The organism is Mesorhizobium sp. B2-3-11 (assembly GCF_006442215.1).
Taxonomy (GTDB): Bacteria; Pseudomonadota; Alphaproteobacteria; order Rhizobiales; family Rhizobiaceae; genus Mesorhizobium; species Mesorhizobium salmacidum.
Genome location: NZ_VFVS01000005.1, coordinates 67,407 through 86,469 on the forward strand (window position 1 = coordinate 67,407; position 19,063 = coordinate 86,469).

At 61.5% G+C, this 19,063-nt stretch carries 11 protein-coding genes and 1 pseudogene; 9 read left to right on the top strand and 3 right to left on the bottom strand.

Translation table 11 applies throughout. From position 1 onward, the window contains the following. Positions 1 to 10: 10 nt before the first annotated feature. Together FJ960_RS09195 and FJ960_RS09200 are read left to right on the top strand one after the other, a co-directional pair. A complete protein-coding gene (locus FJ960_RS09195; protein WP_140713359.1) occupies positions 11 to 2,158 on the top strand; it encodes a type I secretion system permease/ATPase in 2,148 nt (715 codons plus the stop codon). Then, the gene (locus FJ960_RS09200; RefSeq protein WP_140713361.1) at positions 2,145 to 3,551 is read left to right on the top strand and encodes an HlyD family type I secretion periplasmic adaptor subunit; all 1,407 of its coding nucleotides are present in this window, start codon (positions 2,145 to 2,147) and stop codon (positions 3,549 to 3,551) included. Before FJ960_RS09195 ends, FJ960_RS09200 begins: the two co-directional genes overlap by 14 nt. 502 nt (positions 3,552 to 4,053) lie before the next feature. On the opposite strand, the gene FJ960_RS09205 is transcribed toward FJ960_RS09200, so the two are convergent. Together FJ960_RS09205 and FJ960_RS09210 are read right to left on the bottom strand one after the other, a co-directional pair. Further along, on the bottom strand, positions 4,054 to 6,867 hold the full coding sequence (locus tag FJ960_RS09205) for an Ig-like domain-containing protein (RefSeq protein WP_140713362.1): 2,814 nt from the start codon (positions 6,865 to 6,867) through the stop codon (positions 4,054 to 4,056). A 1,544-nt stretch (positions 6,868 to 8,411) separates the two neighbouring features. After that, positions 8,412 to 9,530: an ATP-dependent RecD-like DNA helicase gene (locus FJ960_RS09210; RefSeq protein WP_140713364.1), complete on the bottom strand. Its 1,119-nt coding sequence runs from the start codon at positions 9,528 to 9,530 to the stop codon at positions 8,412 to 8,414. A gap of 60 nt (positions 9,531 to 9,590) precedes the next feature. Between FJ960_RS09210 and FJ960_RS09215 the strand changes: the two are divergent. Continuing rightward, positions 9,591 to 10,094: pseudogene (locus FJ960_RS09215) on the top strand (integrase core domain-containing protein); the annotation flags it as partial. A gap of 449 nt (positions 10,095 to 10,543) precedes the next feature. Here FJ960_RS09215 and FJ960_RS09220 read toward each other — a convergent pair. Continuing rightward, positions 10,544 to 11,326 carry a helix-turn-helix transcriptional regulator gene (locus FJ960_RS09220; RefSeq protein ID WP_140713366.1) on the bottom strand — a complete coding sequence of 261 codons (783 nt, stop codon included), beginning with the start codon at positions 11,324 to 11,326 and terminating at the stop codon, positions 10,544 to 10,546. A gap of 110 nt (positions 11,327 to 11,436) precedes the next feature. Between FJ960_RS09220 and FJ960_RS09225 the strand changes: the two genes are divergently transcribed. The 6 genes from FJ960_RS09225 to FJ960_RS09250 all read left to right on the top strand — a co-directional run bounded on the left by FJ960_RS09225 (position 11,437) and on the right by FJ960_RS09250 (position 18,986). Beyond that, entirely contained in the window at positions 11,437 to 13,578 is a 2,142-nt protein-coding gene (locus FJ960_RS09225; RefSeq protein WP_140713368.1) for a hydantoinase/oxoprolinase family protein, read from the top strand. Between the two features lie 15 nt (positions 13,579 to 13,593). Next, on the top strand, positions 13,594 to 15,789 hold the full coding sequence (locus FJ960_RS09230; protein WP_140713370.1) for a hydantoinase B/oxoprolinase family protein: 2,196 nt from the start codon (positions 13,594 to 13,596) through the stop codon (positions 15,787 to 15,789). Positions 15,790 to 15,795: 6 nt separating this feature from the next. Beyond that, positions 15,796 to 16,302 (top strand): acetone carboxylase subunit gamma, encoded by a 507-nt coding sequence (locus FJ960_RS09235; protein ID WP_140713372.1) that lies wholly within the window; start codon positions 15,796 to 15,798, stop codon positions 16,300 to 16,302. Continuing rightward, positions 16,302 to 17,081, top strand: coding sequence for a glucose 1-dehydrogenase (locus tag FJ960_RS09240; RefSeq protein ID WP_140713374.1), 780 nt, complete (start codon positions 16,302 to 16,304; stop codon positions 17,079 to 17,081). The genes FJ960_RS09235 and FJ960_RS09240 overlap by 1 nt, the downstream gene beginning before the upstream one ends. Positions 17,082 to 17,132: 51 nt before the next feature. Next, entirely contained in the window at positions 17,133 to 17,960 is an 828-nt protein-coding gene (locus tag FJ960_RS09245) for an SDR family oxidoreductase (RefSeq protein ID WP_140713376.1), read from the top strand. 87 nt (positions 17,961 to 18,047) lie between these two features. Next, complete coding sequence (locus FJ960_RS09250; protein ID WP_140713378.1) at positions 18,048 to 18,986, top strand: ABC transporter substrate-binding protein; 939 nt, start codon at positions 18,048 to 18,050, stop codon at positions 18,984 to 18,986. Positions 18,987 to 19,063: the final 77 nt, after the last annotated feature.

The following is a 19,063-nucleotide window of genomic DNA, read 5'->3' on the forward strand; positions in this document are numbered from 1 at the left end:
TGCAACTCCCATGGAAATGGTAAGGCAGGCCGAAGACACAGGCTCCCGTGATCCTGGGCTCGCCGCATTAGTGATGCTGCTGCGCTTTCACGGCGTGCCGGCTGATCCGGAGCAGATTCGCCACCGCTTCGCGACGTCATCGATCGGCATCACGGAGATGCTCCGTTGTGCCAGGGAACTGGGCCTTAAGGTGCGAGCGCGGCGGACGAACTGGGATCGCCTTGCGCGCACGCCGTTGCCCGCCATTGTCTCGCTGAGCGAGGGCGGTTTCTTGCTGGTCGGAAAGGTCAGCGACGACAAAGCGATCGTCCAGCTTCCACTGTCTCCGGTCCCCAAGCTGATGACCCGCATCGAACTCGAGGGAGTCTGGGACGGGCAATTGGTACTGATGACGCGACGTGCCGGTCTGACCGATTTGGCCCGGCGGTTCGACGTCACCTGGTTCATCGGCGCCATCTACAAGTATCGCCACCTGCTCGGCGAAGTGTTGGTCGCCTCCTTCTTCCTGCAGGCTTTCGCGCTGGTGTCGCCCCTCTTCTTTCAGGTCGTGATCGACAAGGTGCTCGTGCATCAGAGCTTGAGCACTCTGGATGTGCTGGTCATCGGCCTGGTCGCAATCGCGATCTTTGAGACAGTCCTCGGTATCCTACGCACCTATCTCTTCGCGCACACGACCAACCGCATCGATGTGGAACTTGGGGCCCGGCTGTTCCGGCATTTGATGGCCTTGCCGATTGCATACTTCCAAGCGCGCAGGGTCGGTGACTCGGTTGCTCGCGTGCGTGAGCTCGAAAATATTCGAAATTTTCTCACCAGCTCGGCCCTGACGCTCGTGATCGACCTGTTCTTCACACTGGTCTTCATAGCGGTGATGTTCATCTACTCGCTGGAACTGACTGGCATCGTCCTAGGTTCGTTTCCGTTCTACATCGTGATTTCCGCAGGAGCGACGCCGCTGTTTCGGCGGCGGCTCGACGAAAAGTTCGCGCGGGGAGCCGAGAACCAGGCCTTCCTCGTCGAAAGCGTGACCGGTGTCGAGACCCTCAAGGCCCTAGCCATCGAGCCGCAGATGCAGAGGCGTTGGGAGGAACAGCTCGCCGGATATGTGGCGGCGAGCTTCCGGGTCCTGAGCCTCGGCAACACTGCAAGCCAGACCGTTCAGATGGTCAATAAGCTGGTGACAGCCGCCGTGCTTTATTTCGGGGCGCAAATGGTCATCTCCGGCCAGCTGACCGTCGGCGAGCTTGTCGCGTTCAATATGCTGGCCGGACGAGTGAGTGCGCCGGTACTGCGGTTGGCACAGATCTGGCAGGACTTCCACCAGGCGCGGCTTTCAGTGGCCCGCCTGGGCGACATCCTCAATACCCCCCCCGAGCCGACGTTCAATCCCGGGCGGGCGGCGCTGCCGGCCATGCGCGGCGAAGTGACGTTCGAGCATGTCAGCTTCCGGTATCGCCTCGATGGGCCGGAGGTTTTGCAGGGTATTCATTTTTCGGTGCCGCCCGGCCAGATCGTCGGCATCGTCGGCCCCTCCGGCTCCGGCAAGAGCACCCTCACCAAACTTATCCAGCGCCTCTATGTGCCGGAGAGCGGCAGGGTGCTGGTTGATGGCGTCGACCTGACGATGGTGGATACGACTTGGCTCAGGCGCCAGATCGGCGTGGTGCTCCAGGAAAACGTGCTGTTCAACCGCACGATCCGCGACAACATCGCGCTCGCCGATCCGGCCATGGGAATGGATCGGGTCTTGGCGGCTGCCGCCATGGCGGGAGCGCACGAGTTCATCCTGGAGTTGCCGGAGGGATATGACACCATCCTCGGTGAACGCGGCACCAATCTATCCGGCGGCCAGCGCCAGCGTATCGCGATCGCGCGCGCCTTGGTCACGAATCCGCGCATTCTGATCTTCGACGAGGCGACCAGCGCGCTCGATTACGACAGCGAGCGCACCATCCAAGAGAACATGAACGAGATCGCCAAGGGTCGCACGGTATTCATCATCGCGCACAGGCTGTCCACGGTGCGCCGGGCACACCGCATTCTCTCCATCGAGCGCGGACGATTGGTCGAGGACGGAACGCACGACGATCTGATCAACAGCGGCGGCTGCTATGCGTCGCTGCATCGGCTACAGGCGGGAATCCATGAAGTCCGGTAGCAACGTCGTTCCGTTGCCGGCTGGGCCGGCTCAGCGAAGCCGATACGAATTGGCGTTTCTGCCGGCGGCGCTGGAGATCGTCGAAACCCCGCCCTCTCCCTTGGGCCGTGCCATTGCGATCGTGATTGGACTCGTCTTCTGCGCAGCACTGGCCTGGGCTTCGCTAACCAAGGTCGATATCATTGCGTCCGCTCCTGGTAAAATCGTCGCAGGCGGACGGACCAAGGTCATCCAGCCTTTCGAAACCGGAGTCGTGCGGGCCATCGATGTTCAGGATGGCCAAGCGGTCAAGAAAGGCGACGTGCTGATCGAACTCGATCCGACGATCAATGCGGCGGATCGAGATCATTTGCTCAGTGATCTGAATGCGCTCCAACTCGAGATTGCGCGGCTGCGCGCTGCCCTCAGCACGAGCGCCGACCCGCTCGGTGACTTCAATCCCCCAGCCGGGGCGTCGCCCGATCTCGTGTCGATGCAACGCCAGTTCCTGGTCAAGCAGGTGGAAGAGCATCAGGCAAAGCTTGCATCCCTTGATCGTCAGCAGGAGCAGAAGCGAGCCGAACGCGAGACCATTGCTGCATCAATCAAAAAACTGAACGCGACCATTCCGGTAGTCCAGCAGCGCGCGGAGATCTATAAGGCGCTCGTCGACCGGGGGCTCGGTTCGAGACTGACATATTTGGAAACGCTGCAGCAGGTGATCGAGCAGCAGCAGGACCTCTCTATCAACGGGAGCCGATATAATGAAGCCGACCCCGCACTCGCCGCGATTACCGAGAGCCGTCGAGAGGCTGATGCCGACTATCGCCGCACGCTTCTCGAAGAACTCGCTGAGGCGGAGCGAAAGGCGGCAGGCATCCGCAACGATCTCATCAAGGCGGAGGAGCGAACCAAGCTACAGATTCTGACCGCTCCGATAGACGGTTACGTGCAGCAACTCGCCGTCCACACCATCGGGGGAGTCGTCACGCCAGCACAGCCGCTGCTTGTCCTGGTGCCCGCCGACAGCCACCTCGAAATCGAAGCTGAGGTGTCGAACGCAGACGTCGGTTTCATCAGACCGGGCCAGGTGGCTGCAATCAAGGTAGAGACCTTCAATTTCACTCGGTACGGCCTCCTGGAGGGAAAGGTGCTCACAGTTTCACATGATTCAATGCAGCGAGAAAAACCATCCTCTGAGGAGATGATCGGCAGCGTGCCGAAGGGCCCGGATTTAGTCTATACGGCGCGGATTTCCCTCGACCGGACACAGATGAGAATCGACGAGAACCTCGTCGAACTGACACCCGGCATGGCGGTGGTCGTCGAGGTAAAGACGGGGTCTCGCACTCTGATGAACTATCTCCTCTCGCCGCTCCTACGCTATGAACACGACAGCCTGCGTGAACGGTGAAGGCCATTGGCGACGGCTTTGTCAGTCGTGATTGAACCCGTCTTTCGTCTTTCGTGACGAGCCTATGTGGGATCGTCTAAGCCCTGGCGTTACAAGCGCGCCCCTTTTTCGAAGATGTTCAATTTGCCGCAGGGTCATTTCGGGATCGAGTGTTCCTGCCGCGACAATGGTTGCGAATCCGTTCGTGCGCGGAAGGTGATCCTTGGCCTCATGGGATTGAGGAGAAATACCGGTCCTCTGACTTTGGAAAACTGTACTGCTACCGCCAGTCGGGTTTACCGGGGCGCCCCTGTGAAGCTTGGAAGAACATCAGAACATCAAGGGAGGCACCACAACGCAAGCTCCCCGTTCGCTGTGGGCGCCTGGCTTCTCCAGTTGACCGTGTCGGTGCCTTCCGGGTTGCCGTCGCTGCCCGAGCTTCCGGCCTGAAGGCATTCTCAGCGTCGCTGCTGGTGTTCAGATCCCCTTCGTTCCAACGAATCCCGTGGGCTGGTCATATATCTCACCCGTGTTGGGGTAGGCTGAGCAGCATGTGTTGGTTGTTCCCGTCTGCGACGGATCCACTGACCAACGAATGGCCATAGCCGTCACTGCTCAACGGGAAACCGGAAGCCATATAGTTCACAAGCAGTGCGAGGTTTGGGCCATAGGGCGCGTCCGCGCTGGCCAGCGTGTCCCGGATATCATCGCTGTATCCCGCAAGGCCCAGAGCCGAATGCGCCCACAAGGTGTCCTGCAAAAGATCAAGCGCGCTGGATGGGACGAGATCCGGGTCGAGCTTTGGAGTTTGGTCGGGCGGATCGACCACCAGCGTCCCCCCGCTGGCGTCTTTCGACAGCGTCCAGGTGGAATGGGTGTAATCCCCGAGGAGATCGAGGCTGACATTTTGCGTCCCATTGCTCACTGTCAACACGCCGCCCGTCGCGTTCCCTGTGTAAGTGACGATCATGCTCTTTGGCTTCAAATAGGCAAGATCGGCAAGATCTATGGCGTTCTTGGGCGTCAACCCGGATATCTTTCCCGCAAAAGGCGCCGTCAGGCTATGATCGAGCTTGAGAGTTCCTGTTGAGCCGCTTGCGAAGGTGACATTCTCGGAATCCGCTGCGACAAGTTCCAGGCTGCCGTTCTTCATCAGCGTGAACGAACCTGTGCCGCTGACTGCCTTTCCGATCACAGCGGTTGCGCCGCCTTGAACCGTCACGGTTCCCGATCCGCCTAGCGTGCCGTTGAAGCTTACGGCGAAGCTGGATTGCCCGGTTGGACTGGCCAGCGTGATGGCGCCGTTGTTGGTGATGGCCTCCGCCAGGGCCGCGGTGCCCGTATAGGACTGCGATATCTGCAGTGCGCCGCCGCTTGCGATCGAGATTGACCCGGCAGCCAGGATGCCCCCCGCAAGCGCGAAAGTGCCTGCCGAGATCGTCAGCGCACTATTGGAGCCGCCTTGCCCCGCAAGCGTCAGAGCGCCGTTCTTGCTGTCCGACACGATCGCGCCAGCATCGTTAACGAGCAGCCCGTAAGCGGAACTCACGCCGGAAATCGTGACCGCGTAAGTCCCGGTTCGGTCGATGTCGGCTGCAACAGCAGCCGCCGGAACGCCGTTCCCCCAGTTCGAAGCGGTGGTCCAGCTTCCGCCCGCGGCGTTGGTCCAGTGATCCAGCGTGTCGACGCTGAAATTCGCTGTGGTGTCCCCCGCCCCTGGATTGCCGTTGTCTTCTTGCCAGCTGTTCGCGACCACGCCTACCGAGGCATTGTTGATCAGGGTGTTCGCGGCGGCGGTGAACGTCGCCGTGTAGGTCGTCGCATTGACTTTCTGCAGGTTGCCCAATGAGCCGCCGATTGCGGTGGTATCCGCCAGCGTGAAGGAGACGGGCGCTTCGCTGAAGGAAAAAGTGACCGTTCCCGCTCGCTTGGACAGGGTCAGGTTGCTGCCGTCGATCGATACCGCCACCGTCGGGCTCACCGTGTCGACTACGAATGGAGCCGTCACTCCCGTCGCCCCGACACTGCCGTACCTATCATGCCAGGCGTTGTCGACCGTGACGCCAGCATTGCTGATGTCGGTGCTCTCCGCGCCCGTGAACAGCGCCGTGTAGGTCGTCGCATCGACCCGCTGCAGGTCGCTCAGCGTGCCGCCGACCGCGCTGACATGCTCCAGGCTGAAGTCGGACGGCGCGACGCTGAAGCTGAACGTGATCGTCGCGGTGCTTTGCGCGAGATTGACGTCGTTGCTGGTCGTGACTGCAACTGTGGGCGCCCAATTGATATCCGTTCCGCCGTTTCCGTCGCTTCTGAAGGTCACGGCGTCGACGCTGAGATCGTAGCGGCCGGAAACGCTGAAGGTCAGCTGCTGGTTGTTGCTCTCTGTCACGGTCAGCGTCGAACCGTCATAGGACACGGCGCCGACTGCCACTCCGGCGAGGTCGAGCGTTGGAGTGGTGCCGGAGACGGTGATCGCGCCCGTGAACTCGGCCGGCGCGTCGAGCCTGAGCGTTCCGCCGCCGCTAGAGAAAACGATCGGCGAGGAACTCGCGCCGCCGATCTCCAGCGAGCCGCCGACGATGTCAACTTCGCCACCTGTCAATGCGCCCCCGACCGTCAGCGAACCGGAAACATGGGATGACGAGTTCCCGGTGTTCAATGCGCCGCCGACCGTCATCGAGCCGGAAACATTGACTACTATCCCGACCGACACGGAGCCGTCGACGGTCATCGAGCCGCCGGAATCAACGATTGCTGCGGCTCCACTCAGTGAGCCATCGACCGTCAGCGAGCCGGAATTATAAACATGTGTAAGGAAGCCATCCATCAAGCCGCCGACCGTCAGCGATCCATAAACGTTGGTGATTACGTCGTTCACAGAGCCAGCCACCGTCATCGAGCCGGAATTGACATAAACGTACCAGTCGTTGATCGAGCCGGATACGGCAAGGCTGCCCCCGTTGATGTCCACCTCACCATGGCCGCCCACGTCTCCTGCGATGCTGCTCGATCCGCCGGAATTGACGACGTGGTCTAACGCGGTGTCGTCTTCAAAGGAGATTCCGGAAGGGGCGTCGACGGTGCCGCCATCTAAGTAGAGATAGGAGCCGTTCGTCATGGTCAGAGCGGTTCCGAGTGTCAGCGTCCCGCCGTCGGTGAGATAAGAGCTGTCCAAGGCCAGCGAATTGGCTTCGGCCGCCCCGGTGATCGTCGCCGCGCCCGAAGGCACGCTGTCAAGCGAGGTGTCGTCCGCCGAAGTCGGCACCGTTCCGGTCACCCAGTTCGCCGCGGTCGACCAATCCCCTGTCGCACCGAAAATCCACGATACGTTTGCCATGACCCGCTCCTGCTCGCTTTCGTCCTCTGTGAGCCAGCACTCGAAAAGTCGGAATGAAGTTTAGTCGTCTTCAAAACCCCGCTCTCGCTTTGGGTGTACCAAGACTGATCCCCGCATTGCCCCAATGACAGTCAGCGGACGTTGATGGCGGTTGCAAACAGCGTTCGCGGCCGGATGCGGAGACCCGGCCGGCGATACCTAAAAATCGCGACGACGTTGTTGCGCACCATTGCCTCTCCTTCGTCGCCCCATATCCCAACGGAGTTTGATCAACAGCTGCGTCGACCAGACCGGCTTCGATTGCCGCAACGTCGAGCGCTGGAAACATCACGCCACCCGGTAGGCCCCTAGGTGCGTCGGCTACTTAAGCATACACTAATAAGCAACGCCCCGCACTCCTCCATTCGCTGAAAATCGCATTTTAACAGTTTGAATTTTGTCATGCTGTGTCGTCTTCACATGTCTTGGTTTGCATACGGCGAAAGACTCTCTGCCCAGACCGCTCATTGACCTGAAAAAGCGTACCGAGACACCAGACGACTTCCACACTCGACTCAGCGAGCAGCAAGCGGCGCAGGACGAAGATCCGGCAAACATCATGCAAAGCGCAGGCGAGCAACGACAATACAAGCGAAATCAGCTATTGGCTTCTGGGACCAATGCTGGGTCGCTGCACTGCGACCTTTGGCGAGGTCATGGGATGGACCTCGCCAGCCATGACCATATCGCGGTCTATCCTGTCGGTGAATGGTGGAAATCGCATCGCGGGCAGAATAAAATGAATGCTACGGCGCGCTACGCTGGCGATTTCTGTGATGGCAGAAGGGCTAAACGTCGACCTGTATACGGAGATCGTGGCCGAGGTCGAATCCTTGACGGTTGAAGCCGCTACCGTTGAAGTTGGCATCGGCAAATGAGGGCGCCCATCAGACTCATTTCGATAGGCAGCCCGTCGCCCGCAGGCGGGACAAGCGTCCTGCGTAGACCTTCGGGAACTGCGAAACGCCTTTCAGCAAAGGGCTTGGCTAAAGATGCGGGTGCCTGCGGCACGGCCTCCAATGCCGACTAAGGAAGCCAAGCGAGTCCTCCGTCCGAAAACTGGACAGGAAGCATTCGACCACCGGCGGGAACGTTCTCGTTCCTGAAGGATTCCCGCACGAGTGGATCTGTTTGAGGAGCACGAATTTTGCCGATGCCCAGTGTCATTCTGGCGGTGTCCGTCTACTCCACCTTCTTGTCGATGAAGCCGAGCGTTGTCGCGTTCTTGAGCAACGTACGCACCGGCCGCGGTCGAGCCTCGACGAAGGCCTGGCCGGACTTGACGACCGTTCTTCCCGGCCTCGCGTCGGAGTGACAAACAGAAAGTGCGCTAGTCTTGGACCATTACTGGTGCTTAAGCGACCGGAAGCGACGACAAGTCGGCGTGGTGTGAGAACGATTCAGCACTCGTTGTTGAGGACGAATTCTTAAGCAGACCGCGCTCCGATCGATTTCTCGAAACAAAGCGTTGGACTGACCCACCATCGCTGACCGTGCATTGCCTACTACGAAGTCGGATCCCCCCTGACAATCCGGGCCAAAGCAAGCGAGCGAATTTCGTCCGCGTAGAGCACCCCTCCAGGCGCGCCGGGGTGGTCGCGCGATGTCAGAACCAAATCCGCATAGCCGCACCGTGCGTACCAGGCCTGCTTGCGTTCCCAGTCTTCGCGGTACTTGCGTCGGTCCAGCATGCCTAGGTGCTCCCAGTACCAGGTGTGTCCCGCGTGTTGGATTGTGAAATCCGGCAAACAGTAATCCGTGTTGCTCCCGGGCGCGTACAGCCGCTGCTCATAGAGCGGTTCCAATCCCAAGCCCTTCAAGACCTCGTAGACGATCACCTCGCTCTTCGAGCGCATCGGCGTACCGTCCTCGGCTCGATGGATCAGTCCTTCCGGCCGGTAGCGTTCGGGTAATCGCAGGTCGCCCGCCGTGTCGCCGATCAAGAGGTCGAACATAAACGTGCTGCGCCTGGCTGTTTCCGAATACGCGGGATTGCGCAGCTGGTCGAGAATGGCAGTGTCCTTCTCAACGAGCACGATCACCCGCTGCCGGAATCGAGTGAGCGCCGTGTACAGCAACTCGCGGGATAGGGTCTGGGCCCTGCGAGGAAGTATGATGACGGTCGCGCCGAAGTCGCTGCCTTGGGCCTTGTGGACAGTGAGCGCGTACGCGAGTTCAAGGCATTCCTCCACCTCGGGCTTCAAGTAGCGGTACTCGGCCTTGGGCTGCGTCGAGAACACCACGTAGGCCTTGTCGGTCCCGTCCTTCTCCTTCTTCTTCCATGTCTGGGTAACGATCCCGATCTCGCCATTGGCAACGAAGCCCAGGCCGTCCGTGCCTTTTGGCAGCCATTTCGGCCGGTTGACTACTTGCATCACCTTGTCATGGATAACGATGCCGTGCTCGCCCATTGGACGGGGCCACACCGTCCGCGCGTCAGTCGCGTTAGCGATCTCGCGGCTGCGGTAACGGTCTTGGACGACCCGGTTTATTTCGGCCGCGCCGAAGGCATGGATGCGTGTCGGCGTGAGAATCTGCCATGCCTCGGCCCCGTCCCACTTCTTGGCCGCGATTCCGAGAGAGCGGTCGAATGCCGCCCCGTCGCCGGGAGCGATGCCGAGCATGCTAAGGGCATCGTCGATCTTCGCTATTAGATCTTCGTGGTCGTTCCATGTGACGAGCGTCAGGTCGCCCAGCGTGCCACCGCCGTCTCGAGAGACTTTCTGCTCCGGCTGATCGCAGCCGTTCCCTACAAGATCCACACCGTGCTCACCGACAATGGCATCCAGTTCACCACGCCGGGCGCCGGAGGCTCGGCCGTGCCCCTCATCAAGGAGGCAATCGCCAACGGCGAGCGTTTCTGGGCTCATGCCTTCGAATATGCCTGCGCCACGAACGATATTGATATTGAGCATCGCACGACCAAGGCCAGGCACCCATGGACCAACGGCCAGGTCGAGCGAATGAACCGGACGATCAAGGATGCCACCGTCAAGCGCTTGTACTACGAGAGCCACGACCAACTCCGGCAGCACCTTGCTGACTTCGTCACGGCTTACAACTTTGCGCGCAGGCTCAAGACCCTCAAGGGCCTCACGCCCTACGAATTCATTTGTAAAGCGTGGACCACTCAGCCCGAACGCTTCACACTCAATCCGCTCCACCAGATGCCGGGACTAAACATCTAAGGATAGAGGCCAGATAGAAGCGGACTGTATGCGGGGGGCCCAAATGGCTAAGAAAGGCGCGTCTTCGCACCCTAAAGATTCGTCTGATGCGTGAAGGCCGAACTTTAGGTGGCTTACGACAGCGAGGTGAAAAATCTTGGCAGTTCGAGGTCCTAGCCCGATGAGCCGCGCGCGCCCTGTCTGGCATGCTGCTGAGCGCGGTCATGCAGCCTGCGCGGAGTCATGCCAAGGCAAAAGCCTGAGATGAAAATCCCGACGAGGGCATAAGGCGGCAAGCTTGGCACCCGCAATATCAGGACAGCACGTCGTCGGGATTTGCCCTTGATGGAAGAGGGCCATTGCCATTACGGAAGCGCGACCGATCATGCTTGCCTGCCGCAACGTCTGGATCGCCTATGGCGGCCGGCCAGCTGCTAGTTCGATTCCAGGGGTTACAAGATCGACCGTGATTAGGCGGCGGATTCGTGATCCTGGAAGAACTGCAGGAACAGTTCTCGTTCAGTGGTGATGTCGAGCTTGTCGTAGATGCGGCGGCGATGGTTCTTGACCGTGCCGACCGTGATGCCGAGCCGCTCGGCGATGGTGGCGGTCGGGTGGCCGGCCAGGACGAGCTGCACGAGTTCCCTCTCCCTGAGCGAGAGTTCCGGCCACAGGCTAACGGGGATTGTCGGTTTCTGTCGCGGTGAAGCGCCGGGACTTGTCGGCGCTGAGGTGCGGGAAAACTCGGCTCCGCGCGCCTTGATGTCGAGCGCGTGCAGTGCTTCGAACACCGGCAGCCGTTCGTCCAGCAAGGCGATCTCGCTTTCCTTGAACGAACTGGTCGAGCGATCGAGGAAGATGCCAAGGCACCAGTCGCCGCCATCGGCCAGCATGATGCCGACCTCGTCGCAGATTTCCGACTGTGCCAGGAAGCCGGCTATGTACTGGCCGCGCTTGGCCTCCTCATCCGCCAGTCGCTTGAGCGGCATGATGCCCAGCCGGCGCTCGCGCCGCCACGAGGCATAGAACGGGTCGAACACATAGTAGTTGTCGAGATAGCGCCGGACCATTTCATCCGAGAAGCGCCGGTGCTTCACGAATTCCGGTTTCTGCGTCGTCGAGTAGCGCGTCACCGTGACGAGGTCGTGCTCGATATCCGCGCCGATCAGGTCGATCAGGCAATCGACATGCTTGTCAGTGCCGGTGGCGGCGATCGCTTTGGCGAGCGGCGCCCAGATGTTGCCCATGCGCATGCCTCTTTGTCGGCGACGAGTCTTCGCTCGTCATTGTGCCTTTAGGCATATGGCGCGATCTGGCCCGTTGAATCTAGCCTGTGGACACTCTCGGCAAGGGAAGGCGACCCGTGGACCAGATCACTACCAATCCCATCGTTATCGGCATCGACGCCGGCGGCACCATGACCGACACCATCCTTGTCGATCAGGACGGCCACTTCAAGATCGGCAAATCGGCGACCACGCCGAAGAACGAGGCCGAAGGCTTCCTCGCCTCGGCTGAGGATGCGGCGGATGCCTGGGGCATCTCGCTGCAGGACCTCTTCTCCGGCGTCAATGTGGTGCTCTACTCCGGCACCGGCATGCTCAACACGCTGTTGTCGCGCACCGGCCGCAAGCTTGGCCTGATCACCACCAAGGGCCTCGAGGATATGATCCTGATGGGCCGTGGCCTGCAGGCCTGGGCGGATTATTCCTATGCCGACCGGCTGCACGCGGTCACTCACCACCATCCCGATCCGCTGGTGCCGCGTCGCCGCACCCATGGCGTCACCGAGCGTATCGACCAGTTCGGCGACGTCATCCTGCCGCTCTACGAGCATGAGGTGCATGCCGCCGCGAAGAGGCTGATCGCCGACAAGGTCGAGGCGATCTGCATCATGACCGTCTTCTCGCACGTCAATCCGGCGCATGAGAAGCGCATCGCCGAAATCTGCCGTGAGGAGATCGCCGCTGCCGGCGCCGACATCCTTGTCTACACCAGCCATGAGGTGCGCCCGGTGATCCGCGAACAATCGCGGCTGAACTCGGTGCTGATCGAGGCCTACGCCACCTCGCGTGGCCGCAAGCAGCTCAAGGGCATCGAGGACGTCTCGAAGAAATACGGCTTCAAGTATGGTGTGCAGACCCTGCTCTCCTTCGGCGGCCTGACCTCGATCAATCATCCACGCCTGCACGAGACGATGATCTCCGGGCCGATCGGCGGCATCCTAGGCGCGGCCTATGTCGGCAAGCTGATCGGCAACGACTCGCTGATTTGTTCGGACATGGGTGGCACCTCCTTCGACATGGGCGTCATCACGCGCGGCCAGACGCGGATCGAGAACGAGCCGCTGATGGACCGTTTCAAGCTCAACGTGCCGACGCTGCACCTCGACACGATCGGCGCCGGCGCCGGCATGATCCTCAAGGTCGATCCGCTCACGAAAAAGGTCTCGCTCGGGCCGGAAAGCGCCGGTTCCGACCCTGGCCCGATCTGCTTCGCCAAGGGCGGCACCGAACCCACCATCGCCGATTGCGACGCCATCCTCGGCCGTCTCAACCCGCATTATTTCCTGGGCGGCAAGGTCGTGCTGCAGGTCGAGAAGGCGCGCAAGGCCTTCGAGGAGAAATGCGCCCGCGTGCTTGGCGTCGGCATCGAGGAAGCAGCCGAAGGCATGATCGACATGCTGGAAGCCGACGCCAACAACGCGCTCCGCCGCGTCATCTCGGGCCAGGGCATCCATCCGTCGGAGTTCACGCTGCTCTCCTATGGCGGCTCGGGTCCGCTGCACCTGGCCGGCTGCTCGCGCGGCATCGGCTTCAAGGACATCATCACCTTCCAGTTCGCCGCCGCCTTCTCCGCCTTCGGCTGCACCACGGCGGATTTCATGCGCCGGCATTCGGTGTCGACGCAGATCGACATCGGCACACGCGCGAGCGATGATCAGCTGGCGGCCTTCGGAACGAAAGTCACCGGCATCTGGGACGATCTCACCAAGGCGGCGGTCGACGAGATGATCGCCGATGGCCATAGCAGGGACAAGGTCAAGACCGTGCCGTTCCTTATGATGCGCTATACCGGCCAGCTTGAGGACGTCGAGGTGATGGCGCCGCTGTCGGCCATCAACTCGGCCGACGACATGCGCAAGGTGATCGACGAATTCGAGGCGGTCTACGCAAAGGTCAACCATCGCGTGTCGCGCTACGGCGAGGCCGGCTTCTCGATCACCGAGCTCGGACTGATCGCCACTGCCGACAAGGTCAAGCCGGTGCTGCTCAAGCGTCCCCTCGGCAAGTCCGACCCGGCGTCGGCCCATAAGGGTGTGCGCGAGGCCTATATCGGCGGCCGCTGGCACAAGGCCAATCTCTACGAGATGGACCTGCTCCAGCCCGGCCACGAGGTGATCGGCCCGGCCATCATCGAACACCCCGCCACGACGCTCGTCGTCCATCCGCAAGACCGTGTCCATGTCGATGAGTGGACGCTGCTGCACTACACCCACGCTTGAGAAGGGGCGAACGCCATGCTGGACAAACCCGCTTCCGCCCTGCGCATCCGCGAGCGGCTGATCGAATCCGAACGGCTCATGGAAGAGACCGGCTGCTATGACGGCATCACGGAACTTTCGCTGCGCAACCAGGATCCGCTGAAATTCGAGACGCTGCACACCAAGCTGCGCGCCTACTGCGTGTCGGCACGCGAAATGGCGCGCCGCATCTCGGCCTCGCCCGGCGTGCGCGAGGTCGGCGAGATGGTGGTCGCCATCTACACGCCGGAAGGCGATGCGATCGCGCTCTCCAACGGCATCATGGTGCATGTGCACACGATGAGCCGGTTCATCAAATGGATGATCAAAAACGGCTATGAGGAAAACCCCGGCATTGTCGACGGCGACATCTTCGCCAACAACGACGCCTTCATCGGCACCGTGCAGGTGCCCGACGTGATGGACGTGGTGCCGATCTTCCATTCCGGCAAGCTGGTCGGCTGGGCCGGTGCCGTCTGCCACGAACTCGAAGCCGGCGGCATCACGCCCGGCGGCGACGTGGCGCTGGCACAGGAGCGTTTCACCGAGGGCCTGTTCGTCTGCGCCGAGAAGGTCGGCCAGAACGATGAGTTGCGGCGCGATTATGTGATCCGCTGCGAGCGCAATCTGCGCATGCCCATCTATTGGGTGCTGGACGAGAAGGCCAAGGTCGCCTCCTGCATCGACATGCGCGAAAGCGTTAAGGCGCTGATCGACGAGATCGGCCTCGACTACTGGATGAAGATCTCGAAGGAGTTCATCGAGGAAGGCCGCCGCGCCCAACTTGCCCGCACACGCCAGTTGACGGTGCCCGGCATCTATCGCGGCCACACCTTCTATGGCCATGTCACCGCCGGCAAGCCGGGCTATCAGCCGCTCGGCGATCCGGACTGGCTCTACAATATGCCGATCGAGATGGAGATCACGACAGACGGCAAGATCATCATGGACTTCGAGGGCACGCAGCCCTGGGGTTACCACTCGATGAACTGCACGCCTGCCGGCATGGACGGCGGCATGTTCGTTACTCTGACCCAGCACATGAATTTCGAGGGTCTGGTCAATGACGGCGCCTGGATGGCCACCGAACTGAAGCTGCCGCATGGCACCTGGACCAATCCCGACAATGAGATGGTGGCGACCGCCACCTCGTGGGCTTTGCTGCTGCCGGCCTATGGCGTGTTCCAACGGCTGCTGTCGCGCTCTTTTATCGCCCGCGGTTTCGTCGAGGAAGCCTTCGTCGGCCAGGTCAACAGCCCGATGATTGAGATGGGCGGCACCAGCCAGTACGGCTCGCTGTTCGGCATGGCGCATTTCGAATGCGCGGCCGCCGGGTCCGGCGCGCTGGCCGTCAAGGATGGGCTCGACACCGCTTATGTCGGCTGGAACCCGGAATCCGACATGGGCAACATCGAGATCTGGGAACAGAACATGCCGATGGTCTATATCGGCCGTTCGATCGTTCCCAATTCGGGCGGCGCCGGCAAATATCGCGGCGGCTGCTCCTTCCTGTCGACATGGCTGGTCAGCAAGACCGACCACCTGAGGCTGGTCACTTCCGAGCATTCCTCGCGCGTCTTCGACAATGGCGGCATGTGCGGCGGCTATCCGGCGCCGACCTGCCAGAAGCATCGCGCCGTGCGCGACTCGAACATCTTCGAACTGGCTGAAAAAGGGGCGCCGCTGGCGCATCATACCGGCACCAACCCTCACCGGTCGGAACTCGAAGTTCGGTTGCAGGGCGAGCATGTGACGATGGAAGGCCCTTACATCACCGCGCCGCACAAGACAGGCGATGTCTTCACCCATTCCTACAATGGCGGCGGCGGCTATGGCGACGTGCTGGAGCGCGATCCGATCAAGACTGCATCGGATGTCGAGAACGGCTATCTCACCCGCGAGGCGGCCGAGGGTATCTTCGGCATCATGCTGGATGAGGATGCCGAGGGCTATCCTGTCGCTAACCTGGAGGCCACCAAGCGCCATCGCGCCGAGATGCGCGCGAAGCGGCTCGCCCAGGCAAGGCCGGTATCGGAGTGGATCGCGAAGGAGCGTGTCCGGGTCGAAAAGGCCGACTTCGCACCTGAGGTGAAGAAGATGTACGCCAGCGCGATCAAGCTGTCGCCGCGCTTCACCAAGGACTTTTCAACCTTCTGGAATGTCGACGCCAGGTCGGCCTTCGGCGTGGAGTAAGGGACCATGACCTCATACAGCAAGGAAGTCATCGCCGATCTGGTTGCGGGCACGCTGCCCTGGCCACAGACGCGCCGCGTCATGAGTGCCTACAAGGACGACGACCGTTTCTTCAAATATGTCGCGGTGCTGCAGGATCGCGTCGGCTGGAAGGACCCGATCCTGCTGCCGGTCTCCGACCATCTGTTCATCTGCCAGAGCGGCGACGAGCGGGTGACCCGGTGCGAGTGTGGCCACTCCTTCGGCGACTACCGCAAGAACTGGAAGCTGAAGGCGTCGATCATCGTGCGCAACACCGAGGAAACGCTGCGCGAGATCTATCCCAACAGCGATTTGCCGGATCCCGAATGGATGGAGATCCGCGAGTTCATCTGCCCGCAATGCGGCACGATGCACGAGGTGGAGGCTGCCGCACCTGGCTATCCCATCGTGCACGATTTCGAACCGGACCTCGAAGGATTCTACCGTGACTGGCTGGGCAAGCCGCTGGAGCCGATGAACAAGGAAAGCTGATGGCAAAAACGGGTCGCGTTGGAGGCAAGATAGCGCTCGTCACCGGGGCCGGTCTCGGCCTCGGGCGGGCATCCGCGCTGCTTTTGGCGGCGGAAGGCGCGACGCTGGCCGTCAGCGACATCGATGAGGCGCTTGCCGCCGATACGGCGAGGCAGATCGAGAAGGCGGGCGGCCACGCACTGGCCCTTCGCCACGATGTCTCGAAGCCGGAGGACTGGCCTTCCGTCATGGCCGCGATCGAGGAGCGGTTCGGGCGGCTCGACGTTCTGGTCAACAATGCCGGCATCGCGATTGCCAAAAACATCGAAGACACCACGATTGCCGAATGGCGGCGGACCATGGCCATCAACCTCGACGGTGTCTTCCTCGGCTGCCAGGAAGGCATCAAGCTGATGAAGCGTTCTGGCGGCGGTTCGATCGTCAATCTGTCCTCCATCGACGGCATCATCGGCGAGGCCGAACTTGCCGCCTATTGCGCCTCCAAGGGTGGCGTGCGCACGCTGACCAAGGCGGTCGCCGTCCACTGCGCCGAACAGCGCTACGGCATCCGCTGCAACTCCATCCACCCCGGCTACATCTGGACGCCGCAGACCGAAAACTATCTGCGCGATCTCGGCACGCTCGACCAGGAAAAGGCCAAAGCGCTGTCACGCCATCCGATCGGCTTCCTCGGCGAGCCCAACGACATCGCCTACATGGTCCTCTACCTCGCTTCGGATGAATCGAAATTCGTCACTGGCTCCGAGATGGTCGTCGATGGAGGGTATCTTGCCGTGTGAATTCCCGCCGGGCCTTGCCGCCCGCACCAAACCTTGTGGAGATCTCGCCTGATGACAAACCTTTCCGGTCGCAGCGCGATCGTCACCGGCGGGTTCTCCGGAATGGGTTTTGCGATTGCCACCGCCTTGGCAAGGGCCGGCGCCAACGTCGCCGTCGGCTCCTACATCGCCCCCGCAGGCGCTGACAAATCCGATGCCGCCTATTATCCCGGCGCCGGCGAGATCGAGCGCGTGCGTTCGGCCCTGTCGGTCCATGGCACCAGGGTTCACGCCGCCCATCTCGATGTGCGAGACAGCGAGATTACCAACCTTTTCGCCGCCGAGGCTGAAGCCGTGATCGGTCCCGCCGACATTCTGGTCAACGCCGCCGGCACAACGGCCGAGCAACCCGTCTGCGGTCATTCCGACGCGTTGTGGGACAAGATCGTCGACACCAACCTGACAGGCGCCTTCCGAGCCACCCGCGCTGTGCTGCCAGGCATGATCGGGCGCGGCTGGGGCCGCATCGTCAACATCGGCTCGACCGCCGCTACGGTCGGCTGGAAGGACAATCCGGCCTACTGCGCCTCCAAGGCCGGCCTGCTCGGCCTGACGCGTTGCGTGGCTCTGGAAGGCGCCGCGCACGGTGTTACCTGCGTCATGATCAGCCCGACCTGGGTAGAGACCGAACTGATGCGCCGCAATGTGGCGCAGGTGGTCGAGCGCGAGGGCAAGGGGCGCAGCGCCGAGGAGGTCATGGATGAATTCAGGAAGGGCAATCCTCAGGGGCGCATGATGCAGCCGGAGGAGATCGCAGCACTTGCCGTCTTCCTCTGCTCGGATATCGCCAAGGGCATCACCATGGAAAACATACAGATCACCGGCGGAGCATTGTGGTAGCATCTGCGCTGGATGGGTGCGGGCCTTCATGGGAGGAGGTCGGCAAAAGGTAAGGAATGAAAAAGTCCAACTGACAGGGGAACTGACATGACAAGAACACTTGCCTTGAAAGGCGCCGGCGTCGGGCTGGCGCTTCTGCTTGCTGTAACCGCTCAGGGAAGAGCCGCCGATCTCGGCGCCAAGGACGAGCCGATCAAGCTCGCCATGCTCGAATGGACCGGATCGCATGTGTCTACGCACATCGCCGGGCAGTTGCTTCAAAAGCTCGGCTACAAGGTCGAATACGTCACCGCCGGCAACTTCCCGCAATTCTCCGGCCTTGCCGACGGCACGCTGAGCGCCTCGGTCGAGATCTGGCTGAACAATGTCGGCGACATCTATCCGAAAGTGCTGGCCGAGAAGAAGATCGAGGACATCGGCAAGCTGGATCTGAAGACGCGGGAGGGCTGGATTTATCCAAAGTTCATGGAGAAGGTCTGCCCTGGCCTGCCGGATTGGAACGCACTGAACAAGCCGGAGTGCATCCAGGCGCTGTCGACACCCGAGACCGCGCCCAACGGCCGCTTCCTCGACTATCCGGCCGACTGGGGTTCGCGGGCCGCGACCATTCTGGCCGATAACAACATGCAGTACACCGCCGTGCCGGCCGGCTCGGAAGGCGCGCTGGTCGCCGAACTCGAGGCCTCGGAAGCCGCCAAGTCGCCGCTGGTGATGATGTTCTGGGGGCCGCACTACGCGCTGGCCGAAAACGATGTCGGCTGGATCACCATGCCGCCCTGTAAAGACAAGACCAACGAACATTGCATCACGCCACCCGATGTCGACAAGATCGTCTGGTCCGGCTTCGGCGCCAAATGGCCTGCCGCCTATGCCTTCCTCGAGGCATTCAAGATGGATGCCACCGAGCAGCAGAAGATGATGCTGGCGGTCGACAAGCAGGGCAAGGACCTCGACGCCGTCGTCAAGGATTGGCTCGACAAGAACGAAGCGGTGTGGAAACCCTGGGTCGACGCGGCCAAGGGGTGATCTCGGCCGATGCCTTGCCCGGGCACTGACGATAGCTGCCGCTCGGTTCCCGATGATCCGGGAACTGGACGCTTGCT